The sequence below is a fragment of the Rothia sp. HMSC065B04 genome, from assembly GCF_001812285.1.
Taxonomy (GTDB): domain Bacteria; phylum Actinomycetota; class Actinomycetes; order Actinomycetales; family Micrococcaceae; genus Rothia; species Rothia mucilaginosa.
This window is the reverse complement of sequence record NZ_KV808408.1, coordinates 762,048-786,312: the sequence shown is the minus strand read 5'-3', so window position 1 is coordinate 786,312 and position 24,265 is coordinate 762,048. Positions and strand designations below refer to the sequence as shown.

Below are 24,265 nucleotides of genomic sequence, written 5' to 3'. Positions count from 1 at the left end.
TTGGCAGAGTGAAAAATTTGTTCGTCTGGAACACCTTTATGCAGTGGAAGCCAGTAGCTATCAAAGAGCAGAAAGTTACTGAGAATCAGGCAGGGTCTGGCGATGCAGCAACTGATAATAATCGGGCACCGGCTGAGGCCCAAGCACCAGCTCCGGTTGAGCAGGGCGTGAGTTATGAGGAGAGATGGAGACTTGTTCAGTACTTCTCCGATTGGATTAAAAATGCTGACGTAAGAATCCAGATGCTGTTGGCCGTCCAGGGCTTTATCGTAGCGGCTTATGGCTCACTCATCCCTGCTATGGATAAAAATAATAGCTTTTGGAATTTATGGACGTATTTTTGGGTAGTTTCATTTGTTGTTAGTGTGATTACCTCTTTCGGGATTGGATTTCTTCAGTTTCCTAATAGAGAAGTTGGAGGAGCTGAAGGAAACGTATTTTTTTATGGGTCATACGAAAATAGTAACCAAAGATATATTTTGAAAAATGTTTCATTCGATAAAAGGGATGAATATCTCAATGGTCAACTAGTGAAGCTTGCAAATATTGCAAATACTAAATTTAAAAATGTCCAGAAACTTCAGACCTCAGTATTTTTAAGTTCGCTCTTCTTGGTGCTGTCAGCGACTGGATTTATCCCATGGATTTCTACAATTTTCTATGAATGGCCGGTATGTTCTGCTCTGGTTATTGCTCTTGTAATTAGTGTTCTTGTAATTATTGGTCTTTGGATGTCATATAAAAAGAAAGTGAAGTAGGCTTGATTAGTGCTGATTATGTAGATAATAGGTCCATCGATTCTGGAAGGGCTGGGGGTGGATTTCACGCTATATTGGTATGTGGTGTTGATATTAGTGAATCAACTGCTTTAAAAATTAAGTATCCTATTTCTGGTGTCGGCGTAATATCAACCTTTATGGAAAGCTTCGATAAAGGTCTGAGGGAGTCGAATCATCAGGTTGAATCTGGCGTCGATACAGGGTGGTTCTTATGGAGAGTCAGGGGCGATGAGCTGGTGTATCTCCGAACCATACCTATTGGAGACGACGGCAGGCCTGAACCGGTAGCTATTGGAGAGGCATTGCAGCAATTTATTGCATCTCTTGAATCAGTTTCTCCCAGTCAGATTCCTGGTTCGTCATACACCCTAAAACTGCGTAGCTACGCTTTTCTTCTTCATTCGCAAGGGAACCCCTGGGATTATCGCTGGAATCTTATGCCTAAGGATTGGAATAACAATCTAAAAGGTAAGGAGGATTTAAAAAATCAGGTAGGAAGTTTGGGTATTGGAAGTTTCGCTGACCTAAAATCCTTCAGTGATTGTAGAATTAATCTCCGAGAGATTCAAAAAGACTATTTTATAGATTTTATCGGAGCTGATGTTGATCTTGGATTTAGGGTTGCAGAGCAATCTGAGGCACATCGAATGATTCTATCGCCCTATTTGGCTTATCTTGTAATGGTGGGTCTTGAAAAAAATAAGATAAGTCCATTTAGTATATATTCTATGGGAGAACGTGAGCTAAAAGGGTGCACCATTAAAGAAACTGGTCTTGTTGAGTACCCTCTGTATTATGTCCCTATAGGAAATTTCTCGATTCTTGAAGAACTTACTGGTGCACCCATGCAGATTAATATTTCGAAAGAAATAAAGAAGCTGGAAGAGTTTGAAAAATCTAGAAATGACTCCTACCGATTTATCTACGAGAAGGCTTTGAAACATGCGTCGGCTGATGAATCATAGGGTTTAGCTATAGAAGAATCCGTATATGAACAAGGAGGTGAGGCTCCCCGAATGACCGGGGAGCCTCACCTGCTTTAACGTATAAGTCGCGTACTAACGCTGCCCCGCTTACTTGCGGCGGTAGGTCAGATCGTGCGCGCGGCGGCCCGCCTCCTGAGCCTTACGCTCAAAGCTGGTGAGGGTACGACCCTCCCAACGCGGAGCCCAACCACCCAGCGGATCCTCCTCGGTCGCACCGGCGCCCGGGTTCACGTTCTCAAAGTCGGGGTGCGCCTCCAGAACCTCACGCATGACCAGGGCGTACTCCTCCCAGTCAGTCGCCAGACGCCAAATACCGCCGGGCTTAAGCACGCGCGCAACCTTATCAGCGAACGCCGGGGACACCAGGCGGCGCTTGTGGTGGCGGGACTTGTGCCAGGGATCCGGGAAGAACACCCACAGCTCGTCCACGGAGTTCTCCTCAAGCATGTTGTCGAGCAGCTCGGGTGCGTTCGCCTGAGCCACACGCACGTTCTCCACGCCCGCGTTGCCCATTTTCAGCAGCAGGTCCGCGATGCCGGGGGTGTACACCTCCACGGCGAGGAAGTTCGCCTCGGGCACTTCAGCTGCGCGGTGCACGATTGCCTCGCCCAGGCCGGAACCGATCTCGACGACCTGGTAGGCCTCGCGGCCGTAGATCTTAACCGGGTCGAAGGTCGCTTCGGGCGCGACGGAGGTGTCGGTGCGCAGGCGTGGAATGTCCAGCACGTGGGTGGGGGAGTAGGTGTCCCAGGCCTTCTGGCGGCGCGCGGTGAGGCGGTCGCCGCGGCGGACGAAGGAGTAGGGCTGGCGGAAGAATTCCTCGGGAACCGGCTTCTTGGCCTTTTCTTCGGTGGATTCGGGTGCCTGGCTAGGCTGCGTGTTCTCAGTAGACATACCTAAAAGAATAGCGCAGGGCCGCTGCACCGTGCGGTTTCGCGGTTTGCTCGGGCTGGGTGATGCTGAGCTAGCCGTGTGTGGGTAGGTGGTGTGCGCCAGCCTGGGCTGCGTAGAAAGTCAGCGCGCATACAAAAGTGCGGCGGGAACAAAGACTGTTCCCGCCGCACTTTCGTGAGGTTGTTTGAGTGAGTTAGCTTGTGGGGCTTACTTCTTGGAGCCCAGCAGTGCCAGACCCGCGCCGAGCATCACGATGTTGTTTGCGAGCTGCTGACCGTCCTGGGTGGGACGGAAGTACTTGTCGTGCATGTCCGGGTTGCGGAAGTACATGGTCATCAGGTTTGCCGCGAATGCGGTCAGGCCTGCACCCGCCAGGCGTGCGGGGATGAAGGGGGTCAGCAGGGTTGCGCCGAGTGCGGTTTCTGCGCCGGAGATGAGCTTGCCGAAGGTTGCTGCGTCCAGCTTGGAGACTGCGGGAACACCGGTTGCCGCCATCTGCTGCAGGAAAGCGTAGGTGCCTTCGTCTGCCTTGAGCTTCTTGACGCCTGCGTCGAGGATGAGTGTGCCGGCGGTGATGAGCAGTGCTGCGTTGGAGAACTTGCCCATGATGTTGTCCTTCTGTTCTGTAGTTGGTTGGTTAGGTTTTTGTTGAACGGTTTCTACTCTAGACCCGGTTTCTCGCCTTGTAAAGTTTTACACGTAAAGTTTCTAAATATTTTTGAAAACCCGGCAGAAGCGTGCAGAGAAGGGGTGCAATCTAAGGGCGATGCGGGGCGTGTTCCGGGTGAAGGCTGAGGGATGCCACAGGCTCGCCCCGTCTCAAAAATCTGGTGATGTTGTATTCCTTGTACTTGTGTGGGTATGAGGGGGTAAAATTTGAAATTATGCATTCTCTGCATAACCCTTTATCGGCGATGCAAGAAATCGGAAGCCCCGCGAAATCGGAGCCCACAAGCCCAAGCGCACCGCGCCGGCTCGGGAAGCGCGGGAACCGCCTCTTGGCGCGCCGTTCAGGATTATGCACGAATACCAACCACCCGGACTCGCCCCCGAGTGAAATTTAGGGCGAATCGACGCAGAAAAGAGGAATACGTGACACAGCAGCCAACGCAGCACAACTCCGTCACTGGCCTAGACTCCGAAGCTGAGCACTCCAAGCTTCAGCGCGGACTAAGCTACCGACACATCCAGCTGATCGCTATTGGCGGCGCCATCGGCACCGGCCTTTTCCTCGGCTCGGCAAAGACCATCGCCCTGACCGGCCCCTCCATCGTCTTTGTCTACGCCATTATCGGTAGTGTCATCTACTTTGTTCTGCGCGCCATGGGCGAGATTCTGCTCTCCAACCCCAAATACAAGTCCTTCACCGACTTCATCACCGACATCCTCGGCCTGCGCGCCGGCTTCTTCGTCGGCTGGTCGTACTGGTTCTTCTGGGTCGTCACAGGTATCGCGGACGTCATTGCCATTACCGGCTACATCAAATACTGGTGGCCGGAAATCCCAGCCTTCATCCCGGCGCTGACCGTTATCGTGGCTCTGCTGCTGCTGAACCTGCCCTCGGTGAAGAACTTCGGTGAAATCGAATTCTGGTTCGCAGTCATTAAAATCGTCGCCATTGTCGCCCTCATTATTGTTGGTGCGCTCATGGTTGCCTTCAGCTTCACCGCGCCCGACGGTACCGTCGCCTCCGTGGCAAATCTCTGGGATCGCCCCGGCCCCTCCGGTAGCGGTATCTTTACCCAGGGCCTGACGGGCTTCCTGGGCGCCTTCCAGATTGCGCTCTTTGCCTTCGTGGGTGCTGAGCTGGTCGGTACCGCCGTGGCGGAAACCGAACACCCCGAACGCACCCTGCCCAAGGCGATTAATGCGGTACCCTTCCGCATTGGCCTCTTCTACGCGCTGCCGCTGCTGACCATCCTCGCCGTCACCCCCTGGGACAAGTTGGATAAGTCCATGAGCCCCTTCGTGGGCATGTTCTCCCTGGCTGGCATTGCTGTTGCCGCCTCCCTGGTGAACTTTGTGGTGCTGACCTCCGCGGCGTCCTCGGCGAACTCCGGTATTTTCTCGACCTCCCGCATGGTCTACGGTCTGGCGCATGACGGTGCCGCCCCCTCCGCACTGGGTAAGCTCACCAAGAACGGTGTGCCCGCCAACGCCCTGTACCTGACCACCGTGATGCTGCTGTTTAGTCTGGTCATGTTGTATGCCGGTAGCGGCATCATGGAGGCGTTCACCGTGGTGACCTCCGTGGCGTCGATGATGGGTATCTTCACCTGGAGCATGATCCTGATTGCGTACCTGGTGTACCGCAAGAAGTTCCCGGAGCGCCACGAGGCGTCCGCGTACAAGATGCCCTGGGGTATTGGCATGAGCTGGTTTGGTCTGGTCTTCTTCGCCGTCATGGTCTACGCCCTGAGCCTGTACCCGGACACCGCAATCGGCCTGGCGCTGACCCCCATCTGGTTTATCGCTCTGGCTATTGGCTACGAGATTCTGACCCGCCGCCACGCGGCGAAGCGTGCTCGTGCGCTGGCTTCTGGCAATGTTGTTGACAAGGCTGCTGACAAGGCTGGTCAGCAGTAGTTTCTGTTCTTTCTGTGGTGCTCTGGTAGTGCTGTGTGTAAGCCCCGTTTCTGCATTCTTTTAGGATGCGGAGGCGGGGCTTTCGCGTGCCCTCGTTTCTGCCTGTTTGCGTTCGGGGCGGCATTTTTTACACCGTTTGATATGACGTGAATAATAGAAACAGGTCACATTTTTGCCGTAAATCCTGTTTTCTTGCACTTAACACCTGTAGAATAACTATCCAAGTAGCTGTGAGAGCTCTCAGAAAAACTCCGCGTCAATCGATAGCGTGACACTTCCGAATGCCGCGCGGTATTTGATAGAGACCCAGCCTCGCCCCGAAATCCGGGGACACCCCGCAAGCTAATGGCCGCATATTCATACAGTGACCGTGCCTGCTGCGATCTAGCGATTCTTATTCCAGTAACGGCACATGCGGTACGGGGTACAACCGCTGAAAAGAGGACGTCGTGACTGAACAGAACAACGTCAGCCTGAATCCTAAAGCTCCCGAACAGGGAGAGCGACTACACCGCGGTCTAAGCAACCGCCACATCCAGCTCATCGCCATCGGCGGTGCCATCGGCACGGGCCTGTTCATGGGCTCCGGTCGCGCCATCTCCATGGCGGGTCCCTCAGTTATTTTCGTGTACATGCTCATCGGCGCCGTCATCTTCCTGGTACTGCGAGCTATGGGCGAGATTCTGCTCTCCAACCTGAGGTACAAGTCCTTCTCTGACTTCACCACCGACCTTGTCGGCCCCATGGCGGGATTCTTCCTCGGCTGGTCCTACTGGTTCATGTGGGTGGTCACCGCCGTCGCGGATATCATCGCAATCGTCGGCTACCTGCACATGTGGTGGCCCGACCTGCAACCATGGATCCCGGCGCTCGCCGTCATCGGCGTTCTGCTGACCCTGAACCTGGTCTCCGTGAAGAACTTCGGCGAAATCGAATTCTGGTTCTCCATGATTAAGATCGTCGCCATCGTCGCCCTGATTATCGTTGGCGGCGGCATGATCGCCGTCGGCTTCACCTCGCCCAGTGGCGCGCAGGCATCCGTCGCAAACCTCTGGAATGACGGCGGAATGTTCCCCAACCACTTCATTGGCTTCCTCGGCGCGTTCCAGATTGCCGTCTTCGCGTTCATGGGCTCAGAGCTCGTCGGTACCACCGCAGCAGAAACCCAGGACCCCGAAAAGACCCTGCCCAAGGCAATTAACGCTGTACCGGTACGTATTATGGTCTTCTACGTGGGCGCGCTCGCTGTCATCCTGATGGTCACCCCCTGGCGCCTGGTCAGCCCCGATAAGAGCCCCTTCGTCGCCATGTTCACTCTGGCGGGCCTGGGCATCGCCGCGCACATCATCAACTTCGTGGTGATTACCAGCGCAACCTCCTCGGCGAACTCCGGTATCTTCTCCACCTCGCGTATGGCATTCGGCCTGGCACGCGAGCGCAGTGCACCGCAGTTCCTGGGCAAGATTTCCAAGAACGGTGTGCCGCGTAACGCGTTGTTCCTTTCCGCCGTGATGCTGCTGTCCTCGATTGTGCTGCTCTACGCGGGCGACTCGATTTCTCGTGCGTTCAACCTGGTCACCACCGTGGCTGCGGTGCTCGTGATTTTCGCATGGGCCATGATTATGGTCAGCTACCTGATGTACCGCAAAAAGTTCCCCTCGCGCCACAAGAAGTCGAAGTTCCGTCTGCCCGGCGGCCGTTTCTCCGCGTGGCTGTCGCTGGCGTTCTTCGCTTTCACCATTGGTGTGCTGACCATGAACGAGGAAACCCTCATGGGTCTGCTCGCGATGCCCGTCTGGTTCGTGATTCTGGGTATCGGCTGGGTCTTCAAGCGCCGCGCTGATGCCCGACGTCACGAAGCAATCTCGACCCGCACCGCGCAGATTGCGATTGTGGAGGCGTCCGAGATTTTCTCGGCACGCTAAGCCGCATCTACTATCTGCGCCGGCTATCGGTACCGGCTGCCACAGCTGGTTTCCCGCGCATGCGTAAAGCCCGCGTCACCTGCTCCTCTCAGGGAGCAGGTGACGCGGGCTTTCGCTGTCTCCAGGGATGAGAATTTGAGAGGCTCGCGGGAGTGCGCTTAGGCGGGGGGCTTAGACGAACGCCATCTCAGTCTCTTCGGCAAGCGGGTCGTCGTCGTCATCGGTGCGGTAGAAATCCCAGCGTTCACAACCGCAACCGGAACGCATCGCCTCAATGACGGCGGCAGCTGCCTCCAGCGGGTCGAGCGCGTGCAGGTTCCACAGCGCATGCACCGGTACCGGGTGCCTCCAGCCGTGCTCCTGTAGGAACTCCGGGTCGAAGGCGGGCAGCGCCTCGACGGTGGGTTCAAGCTCGCAGAGGAAACCAGTGGGGGAGCGGAAAACCGTCACCACGGGGGTCGGGTCGGCGTCTTCCAGGCAGGCTCCGTCGAAGAAGTAGTAGGTGCTCAGGCGGCGGTTCCAGGCAAGCTGCGCGAGGCGTTCGCCGAAGACCTCCACCGTCTGCTCCCACTGGGTGCGGTGGTACGCCGCCAGGTCGGTGTGGGCGGTCTGCACCACGCCGATGCCCTGCTCGGTGAGTTCGCGGGCGCTCAGACGTGCGGGTTCTGCCGGTTCTGCCGGTTCCGCGGGAGCGCCCGCAGGGAAGCCGCCGTCCGGGGTATCCGGCTCTGCTAGTTCTGCTTCGGGGAGCTCAGCGTTAGCCAGCTCAGTGTTAGTCAGCTCAGCATCGAGGAGCTCAAGCTCCTCCGCCGCGCTCACCTCGGCCTCGTTCGACTCAGTGGCGCTCGCCTCCACGGCAGCTACGCTGGCTTCGTTCCTCGTCCACAGGCGTAGCTCGCGGGCAATCTGCGTGCGTCCGCGATGCAGGGTCGTCTGCCAGGAGCCGAACTTGGCGCGTACCGCACCCAGGGGCGGCACCTGCTCAATGAGCGTGGGAATGGTAGACCAGTAGCCGTAGTTCAGCGCCGTCGGCTCGCGGTCGTAGCGGGCGCAATAGCTCAAAAAGAGGCTCAGAGTCTTCGGCGCAAAATCCTCGGGTACCGCCGCGGCGTCGATATACCACTCGTTCTCGAGCGCCTCCGCCGGGTAGATGCCGGTGCGGAGCATGCCCAAGGACCAGTTGCCGTCGCCGAGGTAATCGTTGACGGTCTGAACCGGTGCCGGCCACGCCGATTCGCCCTCCATGCTGGCGGCAAGCAGGGTGTACAGGCTACCGCCCTCGGTACCGATTTCTTTCACGCCGCGCTGCCGGATGTCCTCAAGGGTCTGCGCGTAGGCTTCTTCCTCCAGTTGGGAGTAGGGGTGTGCGGCAAGGTATTTGAGCGTTGCGCCAATCTTCGCCAGAACGTGCGCAATGTCTTCATTGCTGAAGTGGCGTGCCTCCAGCGCGGGCGGCAGGTCGTGAATAATATCGCAATCAAGAATCAGCGCCGTGTACTCGGGCTCCGGAGGCAGATCGTAGGCTTCAGCGAAAACGTACCAGAGGCCGCATGCGAGCACCGTGTAGCTCGGGGCGTCTGCCGTGACCGGGCCAAACTGCCAGATGCCGGAGCTCAGCGCATAGTTCAGGTACTTCTTGTTGATGTGCGGGTACAGAAAGTTGAGGCGGCGGAGAACCTGGGTAGGGGTGAACCCCAGCGCGGCGAGTTCGGCGATGAGTTCCGCGTACTCGTCGTGAAAATCTAAGTAGCCCTCCGGAGCGTTTGATAGCGCGGCTTGTTCGCGCATGGGTCCCTCTTTCATCTGCGGGATGTGGCGGCACCATGTCGTACCGTGCCGCCGAAACCCTGAATGTGTGCACGCAGACAAGGGCGTTTGCGTGGTGTGAGGCCACCCCTTATCTGCATGAATAAGCGATATTTTTTCAAAAAATATGCTCTTTTATCTAAATTTATCGCTGAAACTAAGCACTATTCAAATACGTGAACCCCTAACACGGTTTCTTACGGAAAGATGACAATATTTAGCGCACCCACAGGGCAAAATGTGCGTAAAGACTCGTAATCTGCACTAGAAGATGCGATAGAAAAATACGCTTACCCGCACCCGCACAGGCGAGCAAAATACGCCCCGCGCTGACTCTTTTCTGAGCATTACCGGTCAACCCATGAGCTGCGGCGAAATATGCGAAACTGGAAGGATGAGCGAACACCCCCTCCCGAGCAGCATCCGCCCGCGTGCGGATCGAGCTGCACACCCCGCGCCCAGCAGCGCCGCCGGCAACGAACCCAGCAGTGCCGCACACCGCGAAAAACACGAAACCGGCGGCAAGACTGAGCAGCCTGCCGAGCACCTCATCAACGCGCTCGCCGTAGAAACCGGTATCGCGCCGCACCGCATCCGCGCAGCCGTGGCGCTGCTTGACGCCGACAACTCCGTACCCTTCATCGCCCGCTACCGCAAAGAAGCAACGGGTGCACTCACCGACACCCAGCTGCGCACCATCCAGTCGCGCCTGGGTCAGCTCCGCGCCCTCGAAGAGCGCCGCAACCGCGTGCTCGAAGCGCTCACCGAACGCGCCGACGAAGGCCTCATCGACCCGCTCACCCTGCTGCAGCTGCGTTCCTCGCTCATGAACGCCGCCACCATCGCAGACGTGAACGCCATCTACGCCCCGTACCGCAGCGAGCGTGTGACCCGCGCCCAGATGGCGCGTGCCGCCGGGCTTGATTCCCTCGTCGAAGACCTGCTGGAGGTGCCCCTCGCTGAGGCGCACGCCATCGCCGCCGCGTACATTACCGACGGCACCGAAGACGACGAGGACGAGGGCATTGAGGTTGCAGAGGCGGACGAAGCCCTGCAGATTCACAGTGCTGAAGAGGCCCTCGACGGTGCCCGCGCAATCCTGGTTGACCGCGCCCTCACCGACCCGGTGCTGAGCGAAAAGCTCCTCAAGCGCCTGCGTGAAGGCGGCGTGATTGAGTCCCGCGTGATTGCAGGTCAGGAAAGCATCGGCGCGAAGTTCTCCGACTATTTCGCCTTCTCGGACCGTATTCGTTCCATTCCGCCGCACCGTGTGCTGGCGCTGCACCGCGCCAAGGACGCCGGCGTGGTGCGCCTCAAAGTGGATGTGGCACCCGCCCCCGTGGCGCTCAGCCGCCTGCGTGGTGCCGCCCGCGCCGAAGCTGAGGCCGCCGCCGAAAATTACGAGAACGTCCGTTCTGCATACGAGCGTGAAGTCGCCGCCGCGCTACGCATCCCCGTGCAGGTGCTCAACACCGTCGACGACGAAGACCGCGTGCTCGGCTGGCTCGCCGCCACTGTGCGCACCGCATGGCGCAGCCACCTGCGCCCGCGCCTTGCCGAACGCATCCGCCACCAGCTACTCGACGCCGCCGCACAGCACGCGACCGAGGTGTTCGCCTCCAACCTGCGCGATATTCTGCTCGCCGCACCCGCCGGACACAAGACCACCCTCGGCCTGGACCCGGGCCTGCGCCACGGCGTGAAATACGCCGTAGTCGACGGCACCGGTGAGCCGCTGCGCGTGGGCACCGTCTACCCGCACGCCCCGCGCAACCAGTGGGCAGAAGCACTGCGCGAGCTCGCCGCCGCCTGCCGCGAGCACGGCGTGGAACTCATCGCCATTGGCAACGGCACCGCAAGCCGCGAAACCGACAAACTCGCCAGCGAACTGATTCGCGCCCTGCGCGAGGAGGGTGTAGAGGCGCCCCAGAAGGTGACCGTTTCGGAGGCGGGTGCCTCCGTCTACTCCGCCTCGGCCCTGGCCGCCGCCGAACTGTCCGACTACGACGTAACCGTGCGCGGCGCCGTCTCCATTGCACGCCGCCTGCAGGACCCGCTCGCCGAGCTCGTCAAAATCGACCCGCAGTCCATCGGCGTGGGACAGTACCAGCACGACGTGCCGCCCGCCGCCCTGCGCCGCGCCCTCAACGACACCGTCGAAGACTGCGTGAACGCCGTGGGCGTGAACCTCAACAGCGCCTCCGTGCAGCTGCTCGCGCACGTGGCGGGCGTGGGCACCGCAACCGCCGAACGCATCGTCGCCTACCGCACCGAACACGGCGCCTTCGCGAACCGTCAGCAGCTGCTGAACGTGCCGCGACTGGGCGCGAAGACCTTCCGCCAGGCGGCAGGATTCATCCGCATCCGCGGCGGTGAAGAGCCGCTAGACGCCTCCGCCGTGCACCCGGAAGCCTACCCGCTCGCGCGCCGCATTATTGCCGACGCGCAGGCACGCAACGGCGCCCACTGGGTTGCCGGCGCCCTGGGTACCTCGGATGGAACCGACCCGCTCGCCGGGCTGAACCCCGCCGACTACGTGCAGGATAGCGATACTCAGGCGAGCGCGGACGAAGCCACCGCCGGCGTGTACACGGTCGAGGACATCTTCACCGAGCTGCGCCGCCCCGGCCTGGACCCGCGCGGTAGCTTCCGCACCGCCCGCTTCTCCGAGTCCGTCTCGCATTTCGAGGACGTACGCCCCGGCATGGTACTCGAGGGCACCGTCTCGAATGTGGCGGCATTCGGTGCGTTCGTGGATATTGGCGTGCACCAGGACGGCCTCGTACACATCTCGCAGATGAGCCGCGGCTACGTGGCGAACCCGCACGATATTGTGCGTAGCGGCGACATCGTGCAGGTGCGCGTCGTGGAGGTCGACCCGGCGCGCCGCCGCATCTCCCTTTCCCTGCTGGTAGAGGACGAGAACTAGCGGGGGAGAGCACGAGCGTTCACTGACCTGTTGGGCAATCCGCGAATGATCATTCTCTAAAACCTTAGCTCCCGCAAGAGCACGCAAAAGCCCCGACAAGCACTATCCGTGCCTGTCGGGGCTTTATGTAGGTGTGTATCGAGCTATACGCCCGTGCTACACCTTAGAAGTCGATGTTCGCCGGGTCAGCGCCAATACGACCCTCGGGGGTAGAAAGCGCATCCACAGCCGCGATGTCCTCAGCGGTCAGCTTCACGTTCACCGACGCCAGGTTCTCCTCAATGCGGGAGGGGGTCACAGACTTCGGGATAGCCACGGTGCCCTTAGCCAGGTGCCACGCCAGCACGACCTGCGCGGGGGTTGCGCCGTGGCGCTCCGCGATCTCAGCCAGTACGGGGTTCTGCAGCAGGTCGCTACCGTTGCCCAGCGGGCTCCACGCCTGAGTCGCGATGCCGTACTCGGCGTGAACGGCGCGCAGCGCCTCCTGCGAGAAATAGGGGTGCAGCTCAATCTGGTGGATGACCGGAACCACGCCGGTCTCCTCGATAATCTCGCGCAACTGCTCCTCGGGGAAGTTCGAAACACCAATCGAACGGACCTTACCCTGCTTCTGCAGCTCAATCAGCGCACGCCAGGAATCCAGGTACAGGCCCTGCTGCGGCTTAGCCCAGTGAATCAGGTACAGGTCAACGTAGTCGGTGCCCAGCTTCTTCAGGGAAGCCTCGAACGCCTCGAACGCGCTCTCGTAGCCCTGGTCGGAGTTCCACAGCTTGGTGGTGAGGAAGATGTCTTCGCGAGCCACGCCGGAGTTAGCGATAGCGCGGCCCACGCCCGCCTCGTTGCCGTAGCTAGCGGCGGTGTCGATGTGGCGGTAGCCGATCTCCAGGGCGGTGCTCACAATCTTCTCGGCGACCTCGTCCTCAATCTGCCATACGCCGTAGCCCAGCTGCGGAATGGATCGGCCGTCGTTGAACTTTACGTTGGGTACGTTGTAGCTCATGATGCTCCTTTGGAATTTTATGGGGAGGCGGCGCCTCCGTAAGTAGTCCTACAAGGCTACGTCTCAGAGCCCCACGTTGAGAAGGGCCACGGCAGAATCAGGTATGAATCTAGCCCGAGGCGTAACCAAATGACAAAAATGACGGGTGCCAGACATCCCAGTAGACTCGAGGGCGGCTACCACTCAGACTCGAAGGCGGCTATCGCTCGACAGCCGGCGCAAAGAGCTCGCGCACATCCTCAGCCGTGACCGCCGCGGAGGCGAACTCGCCCTCACCGACCACCGCATCGAAGAGCGCCGCCTTCGACTCCTTGAGCTGCATGACCTTCTCCTCAATCGTGCCCTCGGCGACCAGACGATAGACGTGCACCTCCTTGTCCTGGCCGATGCGGTGAATACGGTCCACCGCCTGCTGCTCGGCGGCGGGGTTCCACCACGGATCCATGATGAACACGTGATCCGCCTCGGTCAGGTTCAGACCGAAACCGCCAGCCTTGAGCGAAATGAGGAATACCGGCTCCTGACCGCTCGTGAACGCCTCGATGACCTCGGCGCGGTTGCGGGTCGAACCGTCCAGGTACAGGTGGCCGATGCCCTCCTCCGCCAGGCGCGCCGAAATGCTCTTGAGGTAGCCGGTGAACTGGCTGAACACCAGCACGCGGTGGCCCTTCTCGAGCAGGTCGGGTAGCTGTTGAGCCAGGTAGTCGCGCTTGACCGACGACACCCCGGCGTAAGCTTCCGGATCAATCAGCGCGGCATCAAGCGCCAGACGGCGCAGCAGGGTCAGCGACTGGAAAATCGTGAATCGGTTCTTGTCCATATCCTCCAGCAGACCCAGCACCTTCTGGCGTTCACGCTGCAGATGCGTGTCATAGATGCGGCGGTGACCGGGAGCCAGCGGTAGGTTCACGCGCGTATCGTTCTTCGCCGGAAGCTCCGCCGCCACCAGCTCCTTGGTGCGGCGCAACATAAGCGGGCGGATGCGCCGGCGCAGACGAGCCGCCGTCGCCGCGGCGTGCGCAGGGTCCTCACCGGACTCCGCCGGGCGAGCGTACAGGTCACGGAACGCACGGGCGGAGGGGAACAGACCGTCCGCCACAATCGCCAGCAGCGCCCACAGCTCCATGAGGTTGTTCTCAATGGGCGTGCCGGTCATCGCGATCTTGGTGCGGGCGGGCATCGCGCGGGCAATGGACCAGGCGCGGGTGCCGGTGTTTTTGACGAATTGCGCCTCGTCCAGCAGGAGCGCACCCCAGCCTTCGGGGGCGGACTGCTCGCCCGTGGAATCGCCAGCGTGCTCGTCAGCGGTGTGCTTGTCAACAGCACGGCCCAGCGTGCGGGCGTAGCCGGTGTATGCGTCCTCGTCCATGCGCAGCAGCGTGTAGCTGGTTAGCACCAGGTGCGCCCCGGCAATCCGCTCGGCAAGCGGGGTCTTACCGGAGGTGGTTTCGGTGATGGTCACGACCTTCGCCTCGGGCAGGAAGCGTTCCGCCTCCGCCGCCCAGTTGGTGATGACGGAGGTCGGGGCAACCACGAGGAAGGGCGCGAACGGCTCGATGCTCTCACCGCGCTCGGCGGCACGTTCGGAGGCGGCACGGTGCTCCTCAATCACGTGGGCGAGCAGGGCGAGAGCCTGCACGGTCTTACCCAGGCCCATATCGTCGGCGAGAATACCGCCCAGCCGCTGCTCGTACAGGAAGGACAGCCACTGGAAACCCTCCACTTGGTAGGGGCGCAGGGTCGCCTGCAGACCGGCGGGTACCGGGCGCTGAGCGATAACCCGACGGGAGGTCTTCTGAGGTGCGGGGGAATCCTGAGTGCCCTTGTCAGAGGTCTTTTCAGTACCTTTTTCGGGGTTCTCTTCAGTATCCTCCAGGCCCTCAACCAGCTGTAGCAGCGAACGCACCTGAGCATCCCATCGCGCGGTCGTATGCACGCTCGCCGCCAGCGACTCCAGCTCAGAGAACAGCCCCGCCTGGTGACGGTTAATGCGCAGCTCACCGCCCGCATCATCGAGTTCGCGAGCCTCCGCAATGAGGGTGCGCAGGGTCTTAAACTCGGGTCGACGCAGTGAGAAATAGGTGCCATTACCGAGCAGAATACGGTCCGCCCCGCGATCGAGCGCCTCAAAAATCTGGGCAAACGGCACGGTCCAATTATTGACCTTCACCGCAATGCCCAGGCCGAACCAGTCACGAGAATTGCCCTCGCTCACGGTGATTTCAATCAGCGCGTCGGTTGCCTCCACGAACTCCGGCGGAGTGCCGATAAAACGCACCTGAACAGCGGAAACACGGCGAAGCTTCGGCAGAATCGCGCTGAGCAGCTCGCGGGTCTCCCAGCCTTCGATGCGGCGCTCTTCCAGCCCGGAAAGCGCCGGGTGGGCAGCAAGAATGGCGCGCACCGAACGCAGTACGCGCGCCTCAAAACGCTCATCGCGAACCTCGCCGCCCTCTTCACCGGGGTAACCGAAAACGGGCAGGGAGTACACATCGGAGGCACCCGCAGAGTCCTGTGCGCTCGCCTCCTCTGCACTGTCCTCCGCGAAGGGGTTCAGCGGGTACTCCCAACGCCAGCTCAGCTGCGCGTCGTGGCGTACCTGCTCGTCAAAGCTGATTACAAGCACCAGATGCGGCGGCTTCACGCGAGGTAGCGCCAGCGCCGGATCGGGGGTCAGCGAGGGAATGGAACGGCTGAGCGCGGGCAGATACTCCTTCTGGAACGTGGCGCGTTCCGCGGCGGGAATGTGTACGGTTCCGGCATTAATGAGCGATTCGGAGGCGGCATCGAGCGGCTCAACCAGGGGGATGAGCGCCAGCTCCACGCCCTCGGGCAGTTCGGGCACGGCGGGGGAGTATCGCACCCGTTCACCCTGCGCTGGGTTGATGGTCGGGGTAGAGGGCTCAGTAGGCGCCTCCTGCGCGTCCTTTTGGGCAGTCTTTTGCACGAAAGATTCGCGGCCCACTTCATCCAGCGCGCCGGGGCGCGCGGTCTTCCAGTGCACCGCCTTTGCCGCCTGTTCGTACTCCTGCTGGGCGAGCCCTCCCAGGGCAAAGAAGCCGGTGCGCGGGGTGCCGATGGGGTGGCAGTGCGCGGCGGGTAGCCAGAGCTGGCGCAGTAGTTCGCCTTCGCGTCCTTCCCAGCTGAGCGCGGCTTGAAGCTGCAGTCCGGCGCCTTCCGCGTGTTTCTCTTCGCTGGCGGCGGCGTGCAGGCGCACCTGTGCGGGGCTCAGCACGGCGTAGTTCACTTCGCGACCGTTGACGAGCAGGGGCAGGCCAATATCCTCCGCGCGGGCTAGTACGTCCCAGAGCAGAGTGGAGGCAGAAGCGCTGATTGAGATCCAGTCGCGATGCGAGGAATACATGTTCTGCCAGGGGCGGGCAATTGAGTAGAGCTCGGCGAAGAATCGTTCGTGTTCGGGGTAGATTTCGTGCCGTCCGACGGGCCCGCCCACGCTGGATGCGAAGGTTTCCCAGCTGAGTCCGCCCTTGATCCAGCGCCCGGTTTTGGACGCCATGAGCGGGCGGGCGAGCAGGTTAATGCTGGGGGTTGCGCCGGGCATATTGCGGCCGCGCGCGTAGGAGCCGGAGACGCTCAGGGAGAAATCCAGGGCACCGCTCACGCGCATCGAATCAATGCCCGCAAGGTCCTGACGTGTGGAAAGAACGGAGGAGAGGTCGCGTCGCCATGCCGAGATTTTGGTGGCGGATGCCTCTGCCTGCAGGCTCGGGGAGGCGCCTAGCTCGTTGAGTGCAAAGCTTCCCTGGGGGTTTGCGGGCTCGGTAGCCGCTGCATCGGGTGCGGGCAGTTTCGCCGCGGTGGTGAGCGCACCGGAGGCGCGCAACGCCGCGAGCGGGTCGGCGGCTTTCTTCGCCTCTGCAACATCCGCACTCTTCGCTGCTACGCCATGAGAGCCAGTATTGGGCACGCCGACGGGTCCGGGGTGTTCGCTGAGCGCCTTTTTCGCTACGGAGGCGCGGTCGAGCGCGGTGAGCATGAGCGCTACGGCGTGCTTGCAGTCGGTGAGTACGGGGCAGGTGCAGCGGGCAGTGAAGGTTGCGGAGCCGCTGACGGCGGGGAAGAAGCGGACGGTCACTTCGTAGGGGATGATGGTGCTTCCGTTGACGAGCCCGGTGAGGGTGCGTTCGTCTTCGTCGTAGCTGTAGCGGATGACTTCGCGGTTGCGCTGGTAGGCGACACCGCGCTGGTAGGTGCGGTGCCCGGCCTGGCGAATGATCTGCGGTACGGTGACGGGAATTTCGGGGAAAGGATTGTTGGCGCTCACCAGCTCATTATCGCGTATCGTGCGGGCTTGCGCCTTGTCGCCGGTCATTTGCTGGCGGCTGCCGGGCTGACTGTTGGATTGACTGTCGGGCTGGTTGCTGGGGCGACTATTGAGCGGTGGTTTGGGGTGTATTTCGTATTTGTGGTGGGGGAGTTTTTAACGCATAAAAACACCGGTATTCACATAAGATATTCCGCACCGTATTAAAAATTCACGCCATTTAAAACGTTCTCACAAGCCAAAATGCTAATAATCTAAATCTCTTTCAAAAAACGCTTTACTTAACTTGAGAAAATGCTGTAAGCTAAACCCAGCTTCAAGAGTTTCGACTGATAAGCTCCGACTATGGTCGAACGCCAACCCCATGTTCACGGGTGGCTCGGATGACGAAGCGGTTTGTATTCACCACCGGAATAACCGGTGGTAATTGGTACAGACAAGAGCAACGCGAAAGGATCGCGCCACTCACGGCGCAGGTTGTCACATGTACAACGGCTCTGCAACCAAAGCAGCAATCTCTCTGAACCCCTCCCGCTCCTACCAGGAAAGCCTGCGTGCCGCAGCTGTCCCCGCGCGAGGCGGATACACCGCAGTCAGCATTGACGACTACTCCCGCATTTCTTCTAAGCGCGACGAGTTCCTGAACTTCCTTCTTCTGCCCAACCCCGAGGGCATCCCCGCTATTGAGTACGCCGGTCTGCGCGTAGCGTAGCATTAGGGGTATGAATTTCTCCGGTATGCTCCTGGACTCCGACGTTCTTGCGGAGATCCGTAAGGCGGATCCAGACCCCGCCGTGGTCGCTTTTCTGCGCCGCCGCTCGTTCCGGCACATGTACATTTCTGTGCTGAGCATTGGCGAGCTGAAGGGCCTGTACCCCTACCCGGAAACTGATCGCTGGATTACCGAACTTCTTGAGCGCTTTGGCGACCACGTTATTAACGTGGATGCGCGCGTGAGCCTCGAGTGGGCGGGCCGTCAGGCGCCGCGCGGTGTGCATGCCGTGGGTCGTGATGATGCCGGTCCGCTGCCTACCGCCGCCCTGGAGGGTCTGATGGCGGCGAGCGCGAGCGCCTATGATTTGGAGCTGATTTCTTCTAAGGCGCAGGTGTACCGTGCCTGGGGTGTTGAAGCTTCCAACCCGTGGACTGAGGATTAAAACTTCGCCTGATACGCGTCCTCGCGTGCGCGTCTGTATGAATACCTGTGCGAATAGTTGTGAGAACCCGCTTTCGAGTGTTAATCGGAGGCGGGTTTCGTCGTTAATTCGTGGCATGATTGAAGGACGATGAAAAGCACCTCACCTATCTCTCGTTATTCCATGCCCATGCCTCTGTGGCTTCAGGGTGTTGTTGAGCTAATTGTTACTGCCCTGTTCTCTGCGCTTGCTGTGTTTGCGGCGATGTCTGCCGTGTGGGCGACCAAGGGTTTTGGCGACATGGAGTTCTCCTCCGTGGCCGCCATGTCGGCGCACCTGTGGCTTCTGATTCACGGTGTTCCTTTGGATCTTGCGGCTGCTTTTGGTGCTTCTGCCGGCACGATGACGCTGGTGCCTCTGGGTTTGAGTATTCTGCCTCTGCTGCTCTGCTACCGTTCGGGTCGTCGCCTGGCGCGCGCCTCGTATGAGGGTGAGTTTTTGATTCCGGTGCTGTCCGGTTCGGTGACCTATGCGCTGATTAGTTCGGCGATGTACGGTTGGGCGAGCCCGCATCCGCAGCCTCTTCAGGCGTTGAATGCTGCCCTGGTGCCTTTGGGTATTGTGGTGGCTGGTCTGATGTGGGGTGGTTACCGTGAGGCGCGTTCGCTCTCGCGCATGGTGGGTGTTGATACTGCGGAGCAGATTTCGCAGATGAGTCAGTATTCGCGTTGGGCGGGTTCGTACGCCTGGGCTGTGGTGCGTGCTGCGGTGGTTGCTTTTGTGGCGCTGATTGGTCTGGGTGCGGTGCTTTTGGGTATCGGTATTTTGGCGGGCTGGTCGCAGATTGTTGCCACCTACCAGGAGCTGCATGCGGGCGCTGTGGGTGATACTGCGGTGACTTTGCTGCAGCTGGGTTTCTTGCCGAACCTGGTGATTTATGCGATTGCGTGGTCGACCGGTGCCGGTTTCTCCTTTGGTGCGGGTACCTCGGTTGGTTTGACCAGTAGTGATGCCGGTACTTTGCCGATGCTTCCGATTCTGGGTGCTGTGCCCGAGTCGATGGGCACGTTCGGTCTGGTGGGTCTGCTGGTGCCGCTGGGTGCCGGTGCGATTGCTGGCTGGTGGTTCTTGCGTGAGGGTGAGGATCACCTGGATGAGTGGGTTGCCCTGAAGGTTCCGTTCCGCCCGCTGTCTGCGCTGATTTCTGCGGTGGTGCTGGGCGTGATGACCGGTATTATGACGTCGTTTGGTGCCCTGTGGCTGGGCTGGATTTCGTACGGCTCTCTGGGTATTGGTCGTTTTACGGAGGTTGGTGCTGAGCCGCTGACTTTTGCGGCGCATACCGCGTTGACGGTGGGTGCCGGCGTGACTTTCGGTATGTTGCTGAGCCGCGCCCTGGTGCCGGATAGTAGCCGTGAGCTGCCTCGTTTTGCGGATGAGCGCCCGAACCTGGGTGAGCGTCTGATGAGTTTTACTGCTTCGACTCGTGAGCGTTTTGCACAGGGCCGTGAGCGTTTTGCGGAGCGTCGTGAACAGCGTGCGCAGGCGCGTGCGGAGCGTATGGAGCGTGAGGCTGAGGAAGCTGCGGCACGTGAGGCGGCTGAGCGTGAGGCCGAGGAAGCTGCAGAGCGTGAGGCGGCAGAGCGTGAAGCTGAGGAGGCGGCACGTGCGGAGGCTTCCGAGAATGTTGTTGAGGCTGAGCTGTCTGTAGTATCTGGGCAGTCCGTAGCATCTGAGCAGTCTTCTGAGCAGTCTGTTGTATCTGAGGTGGCGACCGGTCACGTTCCGGTGCATCCGCAGGAGCCTGTGGTTGCCGTTCCGGTAGAGACGACTGAGCAGCTGGCGCAGCGTGCGGCGGCGGATGCTTTCGCTGAGATTGTTGCAGAGCGCGAAGAGGCGGCTGAAGAGCCTGTAGTAGCAGAATCCACTGCGGACGCTACTCAGGAGTCTGTCTCCGAAGAGCTTATTGCGCAGGAGAGCTCTGCTGAGGAGTACGAGCCGATTGAGGCCGTTCAGCAGGTCGATTACCTGCACTCTGCACATGCTGACTCTGCGCATGCTGAGGATTACGAGAGTATCGAAGCTTCTGTTGAGCCTGCCTCCAGCGAGCACGCTACTTATGAACACACTGCTTATGAGCCCGCCCTGTACGCTCACGACCCCTCCGATGAGCAGACCCGCGAGCTGATTCAGGAGCCCGTCTACGAGGCTGCTGAACCTGTTGAGCGTGAGGACGCTGTCGAAGAGCCCGCAGAGCAGGCGCTGCGTTCGAAGGGCCGCGCGAGCCGCATTATGGCGTACTTCGGCTTTGGTCTTGAGCAGCCCGCCGCAGCGCAAGATGACTCAGCGCAGGATAGCTCAGCCGATGCCGCTCACGCCGCATCCGCCGCGCAGGATTCCGCTCGGGACCGTGCCAATGACCGCGCGCATGAGCGTGAGCAGAAGCGCGAGGCGAAGAAGGCGGCTAAGGCGGCACGCAAGAAGCAGAAGAAGGACTCAGAGCGCGACTTTGTGGATCGCGAACTGGATGTCCTCTCTGCTGATCAGGCGATGAAGCGCATCTTTGAGGTTCGTAGTCAGACCGGAGTGCTTCCGCTGGTGACCGATGAGGCGTCTACCGTGGAGCTGCCCCCGCTGGATGTCATCTCCTCGAAGTCCCAGGGTTCTAGCGCCCAGGGTTCTAACCCGCGTAAGAAGAACTAGCGCACTGCATTCTTAGCGAGGGGAAGAAGAGCTGGACGCGCCGGTGAGCTTGTCCATCGTGCCCTGGAACTTCTCGTCGCAGGTGGACATGTCGGTCTGAGTCAGCGCGGCGGCGCGGCACTCACGGTACTCCTGCGCGCCGGGCATGAAGGCGAGGCCAATGCCACCGAGCAGGGTCATAGCGCCGTAGATAATGCTGACGCCTGCGGCAATGTAGAAGAACCAGGGGCCACGGTAGATTGCGGTGCGCACAATCGCAATAATGCTCAGGGTAATGCCGGCGAGCGCGAAGAGGAAGAGCGCCAAGAAAAGCGGCATCGTGGAAAGCACGAAGGAAGACGCCGCAAAAATCACCAGCGCGGCAACAATCAGCATGAGCGAGGTGCGAATATTCGCTTTCTGCTGTTCGATGGGGTCGATGGGCTTGCGCGGCTTCTTGCCCTGAGGTCCCCGAGGCTGCGGCATCATGTTCTGCGGTGCCTGCTGCGGCGCTCGCGGTGGAACCTGCTGGTTCTGCGGTGCACCGTTGTTCGGGGTGGGCTGCTGCGGGGTGTCGTTCGGAGTGTTGTTCGGGGTGTTCTGCGGGGGAGTAGACATACCTATAAGGGTACCGCCCCGTCTGCCCGTGACCTATTGAGTTTGCGACCTGTTGAGTTTGCGTCCGGTGAACCCCAGTGAGGATTCGTCTCGCCGGGGTTTCTTTGTGCTCGCCTTTGGGCTTTAGGCGTGTTGTGAACCTCTTACCCCCTTTGGATAAGGGTGTGAGACGGGTTATACTAGTCGGGTGCGAATTGTGGTTATGGTATCCGGCTCCGGAACGAATCTTCAGTCCATCCTCGACGCTGTAGCAGCGGGCGAGCTTCCCCTCGACATTGCGGCAGTGGGCGCCGACAAGCCCTGTCTGGGCATTGAACGTGCCCAGGCGGCGGGCGTACCCACCTTCCTGGTGCAGCCCGGCGACTACGCCGACCGCCCCTCCTGGAACCGCGCGCTGGAAGAAAAGATCGCTTCCTACAACCCCGATTACATTGTGTTCGCCGGCTTCATGCGCATTGTTGACGCGCAGCTGGTCGAGCGTTTCAAAAACCGCATTATTAACACCCACCCCGCCCTGCTGCCCTCCTTCCCGGGTGCGCACGGCGTGCGTGACGCCCTAGCGCACGGTGTGAAGATTACCGGCCTGACCGTCCACTTTGTGGATGCGGGCGTTGACACCGGCCCCATCCTCGCCCAGGCGGCAGTGCCCGTTCTGGATGACGACACCGAAGAAACCCTGCACGAACGAATTAAGGTGCAGGAGCGCCGCCTGCTCGTGCAGACCATCGCATCCCTGGCTGAATCTCACGGCGCTGCATCTGACGGCGCTGCATCCGACAGTTAATTCCGCCCACTAGATTTTTGCGGCGGAATGAGCCGAGCTCACACCCCGCCGCCCACACACGTTCCGTTGTGGCACCCGAGTACCCCTGAGGGGAAGGTGCACAGCGGCGGGGAATACCCCCACACATATCCTGTCTATCCGGGCAGGCTACGTCCATCCACCAGCTGTGCCGCCGAGAACCGGCGTGCACGTCTAAAGCATCGGAGTATTTGTGTCTCTCATTGAGCTCGATCGCGTGCCCCTGCGCCGCGCCCTCATTTCCGTCTACGACAAGACCGGTCTGGAGGAGTTCGCCCGCGGCCTGCACGAGGCTGGCGTTGCGCTGGTCTCCACCGGCTCCACCGCATCCACCATCGCGGCAGCAGGCGTACCCGTCACCGAGGTCACCGAAGTGACCGGTTTCCCCGAGTGCCTCGAAGGCCGCGTGAAGACCCTGCACCCGCGCATCCACGCCGGTATTCTGGCTGACCGCCGCAAGCAGGAGCACATCGACACCCTCGGCGAGCTGGATGTCGAGCCTTTCGACCTGGTGGTTGTGAACCTGTACCCCTTCGTTGAGACCGTTTCATCCGGTGCCGATCAGGACGCCATCATCGAGAAGATCGACATTGGTGGCCCCTCCATGGTTCGCGCTGCCGCGAAGAACCACGACGCCGTCGCAATTGTGGTAGACCCCGCCGACTACGCGCGCACCGTTGAGGCCGCTAAGAACGGTGGCTTCTCCCTGGATGAGCGCCGCCGCCTTGCCGCTGGCGCATTCGCCCACACCGCCGCATACGACACCGCTGTGGCCACCTGGACTGCATCCCAGTTCCTGCAGGATGAGGACGCTAACTTCTGGCCCCCGTACGCTGGCCTGGGCTTCGAGCGCAGCGAGACCCTGCGTTACGGCGAGAACCCGCACCAGCGTGCCGCCCTGTACGTTGACCCCGCCGCTGCCCCCGGCATTGCTCAGGCGGAGCAGGTGCACGGTAAGGCGATGAGCTACAACAACTACGTTGATGCTGATGCCGCTCTGCGTGCCGCTTACGACTTCGACGAGCCGGCTGTTGCCGTTATCAAGCACAACAACCCCTGCGGTATTGCTGTGGCAACCCCCGGTGCGGCTGACCCGATTGCGGACGCTCACGCGAAGGCGCACGCTTGCGACCCGCTGTCCGCGTACGGCGGCGTGATTGCCGCTAACCGCCCGGTGACCGCCGCTATGGCTCAGACCGTCAAGGGCATCTTCACCGAGGTGATCGTGGCTCCCGGCTTCGAGCCCGAGGCGCTGGAGATCCTGCGTGAGAAGAAGAACCTGCGCCTGCTGGTTCTGCCCGAGAACTTTGCCCGCGAGGCTATCGAGTACCGCCCCATTTCCGGTGGCGCACTCTTCCAGGAGGCTGACCGCCTACAGGCTGAGGGTGACGACCCGAAGAACTGGACCCTGGTTGCCGGTGAGCCGGCTGACGAGGCAACCCTGCGTGACCTCGAGTTCGCGTGGCGTGCACTGCGTTCGCCCAAGTCCAACGCTATTCTGCTTGCCGATAACGGTGCCGCCGTGGGCATCGGCATGGGCCAGGTGAACCGCGTGGATTCCTGCAAGCTTTCGGTGGAGCGCGCGAACACTCTCGGCGGTGAAGGTAACGAGCGTGCCCGCGGTGCGGTTGCCGCATCCGACGCGTTCTTCCCCTTCGCTGACGGCCTGCAGGTTCTGCTGGACGCCGGCGTGCGTGCCGTCGTGCACCCGGGCGGTTCGATCCGCGACGAGGAAGTTATCGAGGCGGCTAAGGCTGCTGGCGTGACCATGTACCTGACCGGTACCCGCCACTTCTTCCACTAAACACGTGTAGCGGGCTCAGTACGCGCTGAGCTA

Annotated in this window: 16 protein-coding genes and 1 riboswitch; of the genes, 10 read left to right on the top strand and 6 right to left on the bottom strand. The window is 60.5% G+C overall.

Features of this window, described 5'->3' with window-relative positions; all coding sequences use genetic code 11:
* The first annotated feature begins 38 nt into the window (after window positions 1-38).
* Both HMPREF2845_RS06380 and HMPREF2845_RS09245 read left to right on the top strand, forming a co-directional pair.
* Window positions 39-758 (top strand): Pycsar system effector family protein, encoded by a 720-nt coding sequence (locus HMPREF2845_RS06380; protein WP_141749088.1) that lies wholly within the window; start codon window positions 39-41, stop codon window positions 756-758.
* 2 nt (window positions 759-760) lie between these two features.
* On the top strand, window positions 761-1,744 hold the full coding sequence (locus HMPREF2845_RS09245) for a hypothetical protein (RefSeq protein WP_141749087.1): 984 nt from the start codon (window positions 761-763) through the stop codon (window positions 1,742-1,744).
* Window positions 1,745-1,852: 108 nt separating this feature from the next.
* Here HMPREF2845_RS09245 and trmB read toward each other — a convergent pair whose 3' ends face one another.
* Window positions 1,853-2,659, bottom strand: a complete 807-nt coding sequence (gene trmB / locus HMPREF2845_RS06370; protein ID WP_005508988.1) for a tRNA (guanosine(46)-N7)-methyltransferase TrmB — start codon at window positions 2,657-2,659, stop codon at window positions 1,853-1,855.
* A 207-nt stretch (window positions 2,660-2,866) separates the two neighbouring features.
* Window positions 2,867-3,265, bottom strand: a complete 399-nt coding sequence (locus HMPREF2845_RS06365; RefSeq protein WP_070634193.1) for a hypothetical protein — start codon at window positions 3,263-3,265, stop codon at window positions 2,867-2,869.
* Window positions 3,266-3,751: 486 nt separating this feature from the next.
* Between HMPREF2845_RS06365 and HMPREF2845_RS06360 the strand changes: the two genes are divergently transcribed.
* The gene (locus HMPREF2845_RS06360; RefSeq protein ID WP_070634192.1) at window positions 3,752-5,245 is read left to right on the top strand and encodes an amino acid permease; all 1,494 of its coding nucleotides are present in this window, start codon (window positions 3,752-3,754) and stop codon (window positions 5,243-5,245) included.
* Between the two features lie 449 nt (window positions 5,246-5,694).
* Complete coding sequence (locus HMPREF2845_RS06355) at window positions 5,695-7,170, top strand: amino acid permease (protein ID WP_070634191.1); 1,476 nt, start codon at window positions 5,695-5,697, stop codon at window positions 7,168-7,170.
* 171 nt (window positions 7,171-7,341) lie between these two features.
* On the opposite strand, the gene HMPREF2845_RS06350 is transcribed toward HMPREF2845_RS06355, so the two are convergent.
* The gene (locus HMPREF2845_RS06350; protein WP_070634190.1) at window positions 7,342-8,958 is read right to left on the bottom strand and encodes a dehydrogenase; all 1,617 of its coding nucleotides are present in this window, start codon (window positions 8,956-8,958) and stop codon (window positions 7,342-7,344) included.
* A gap of 412 nt (window positions 8,959-9,370) precedes the next feature.
* On the opposite strand from HMPREF2845_RS06350, the gene HMPREF2845_RS06345 reads away from it, so the two are divergent.
* The gene (locus HMPREF2845_RS06345) at window positions 9,371-11,905 is read left to right on the top strand and encodes a helix-hairpin-helix domain-containing protein (RefSeq protein ID WP_210394527.1); all 2,535 of its coding nucleotides are present in this window, start codon (window positions 9,371-9,373) and stop codon (window positions 11,903-11,905) included.
* Between the two features lie 163 nt (window positions 11,906-12,068).
* Here HMPREF2845_RS06345 and HMPREF2845_RS06340 read toward each other — a convergent pair whose 3' ends face one another.
* A complete protein-coding gene (locus HMPREF2845_RS06340) occupies window positions 12,069-12,905 on the bottom strand; it encodes an aldo/keto reductase (protein ID WP_070634189.1) in 837 nt (278 codons plus the stop codon).
* Window positions 12,906-13,104: 199 nt separating this feature from the next.
* Window positions 13,105-17,238 carry a DEAD/DEAH box helicase gene (locus HMPREF2845_RS06335; RefSeq protein WP_070634188.1) on the bottom strand — a complete coding sequence of 1,378 codons (4,134 nt, stop codon included), beginning with the start codon at window positions 17,236-17,238 and terminating at the stop codon, window positions 13,105-13,107.
* Window positions 17,239-17,504: 266 nt separating this feature from the next.
* A riboswitch (SAM riboswitch) is annotated at window positions 17,505-17,639 on the top strand.
* Between the two features lie 35 nt (window positions 17,640-17,674).
* On the opposite strand from HMPREF2845_RS06335, the gene HMPREF2845_RS06330 reads away from it, so the two are divergent.
* The 3 genes from HMPREF2845_RS06330 to HMPREF2845_RS06320 all read left to right on the top strand — a co-directional run bounded on the left by HMPREF2845_RS06330 (window position 17,675) and on the right by HMPREF2845_RS06320 (window position 21,029).
* The gene (locus tag HMPREF2845_RS06330; protein WP_070634187.1) at window positions 17,675-17,902 is read left to right on the top strand and encodes a nuclease PIN; all 228 of its coding nucleotides are present in this window, start codon (window positions 17,675-17,677) and stop codon (window positions 17,900-17,902) included.
* A 10-nt stretch (window positions 17,903-17,912) separates the two neighbouring features.
* The gene (locus HMPREF2845_RS06325) at window positions 17,913-18,347 is read left to right on the top strand and encodes a PIN domain-containing protein (RefSeq protein ID WP_049337480.1); all 435 of its coding nucleotides are present in this window, start codon (window positions 17,913-17,915) and stop codon (window positions 18,345-18,347) included.
* 168 nt (window positions 18,348-18,515) lie between these two features.
* On the top strand, window positions 18,516-21,029 hold the full coding sequence (locus tag HMPREF2845_RS06320) for a cell division protein PerM (protein ID WP_246824613.1): 2,514 nt from the start codon (window positions 18,516-18,518) through the stop codon (window positions 21,027-21,029).
* A 12-nt stretch (window positions 21,030-21,041) separates the two neighbouring features.
* Here HMPREF2845_RS06320 and HMPREF2845_RS06315 read toward each other — a convergent pair whose 3' ends face one another.
* Window positions 21,042-21,626: a 4-hydroxyphenylpyruvate dioxygenase gene (locus HMPREF2845_RS06315; protein ID WP_049362023.1), complete on the bottom strand. Its 585-nt coding sequence runs from the start codon at window positions 21,624-21,626 to the stop codon at window positions 21,042-21,044.
* Window positions 21,627-21,828: 202 nt separating this feature from the next.
* On the opposite strand from HMPREF2845_RS06315, the gene purN reads away from it, so the two are divergent.
* Window positions 21,829-22,410 (top strand): phosphoribosylglycinamide formyltransferase, encoded by a 582-nt coding sequence (purN, locus tag HMPREF2845_RS06310; protein ID WP_044150744.1) that lies wholly within the window; start codon window positions 21,829-21,831, stop codon window positions 22,408-22,410.
* Window positions 22,411-22,621: 211 nt separating this feature from the next.
* Window positions 22,622-24,232, top strand: coding sequence for a bifunctional phosphoribosylaminoimidazolecarboxamide formyltransferase/IMP cyclohydrolase (gene purH, locus HMPREF2845_RS06305; RefSeq protein WP_070634185.1), 1,611 nt, complete (start codon window positions 22,622-22,624; stop codon window positions 24,230-24,232).
* The last annotated feature ends 33 nt before the right edge of the window (window positions 24,233-24,265 follow it).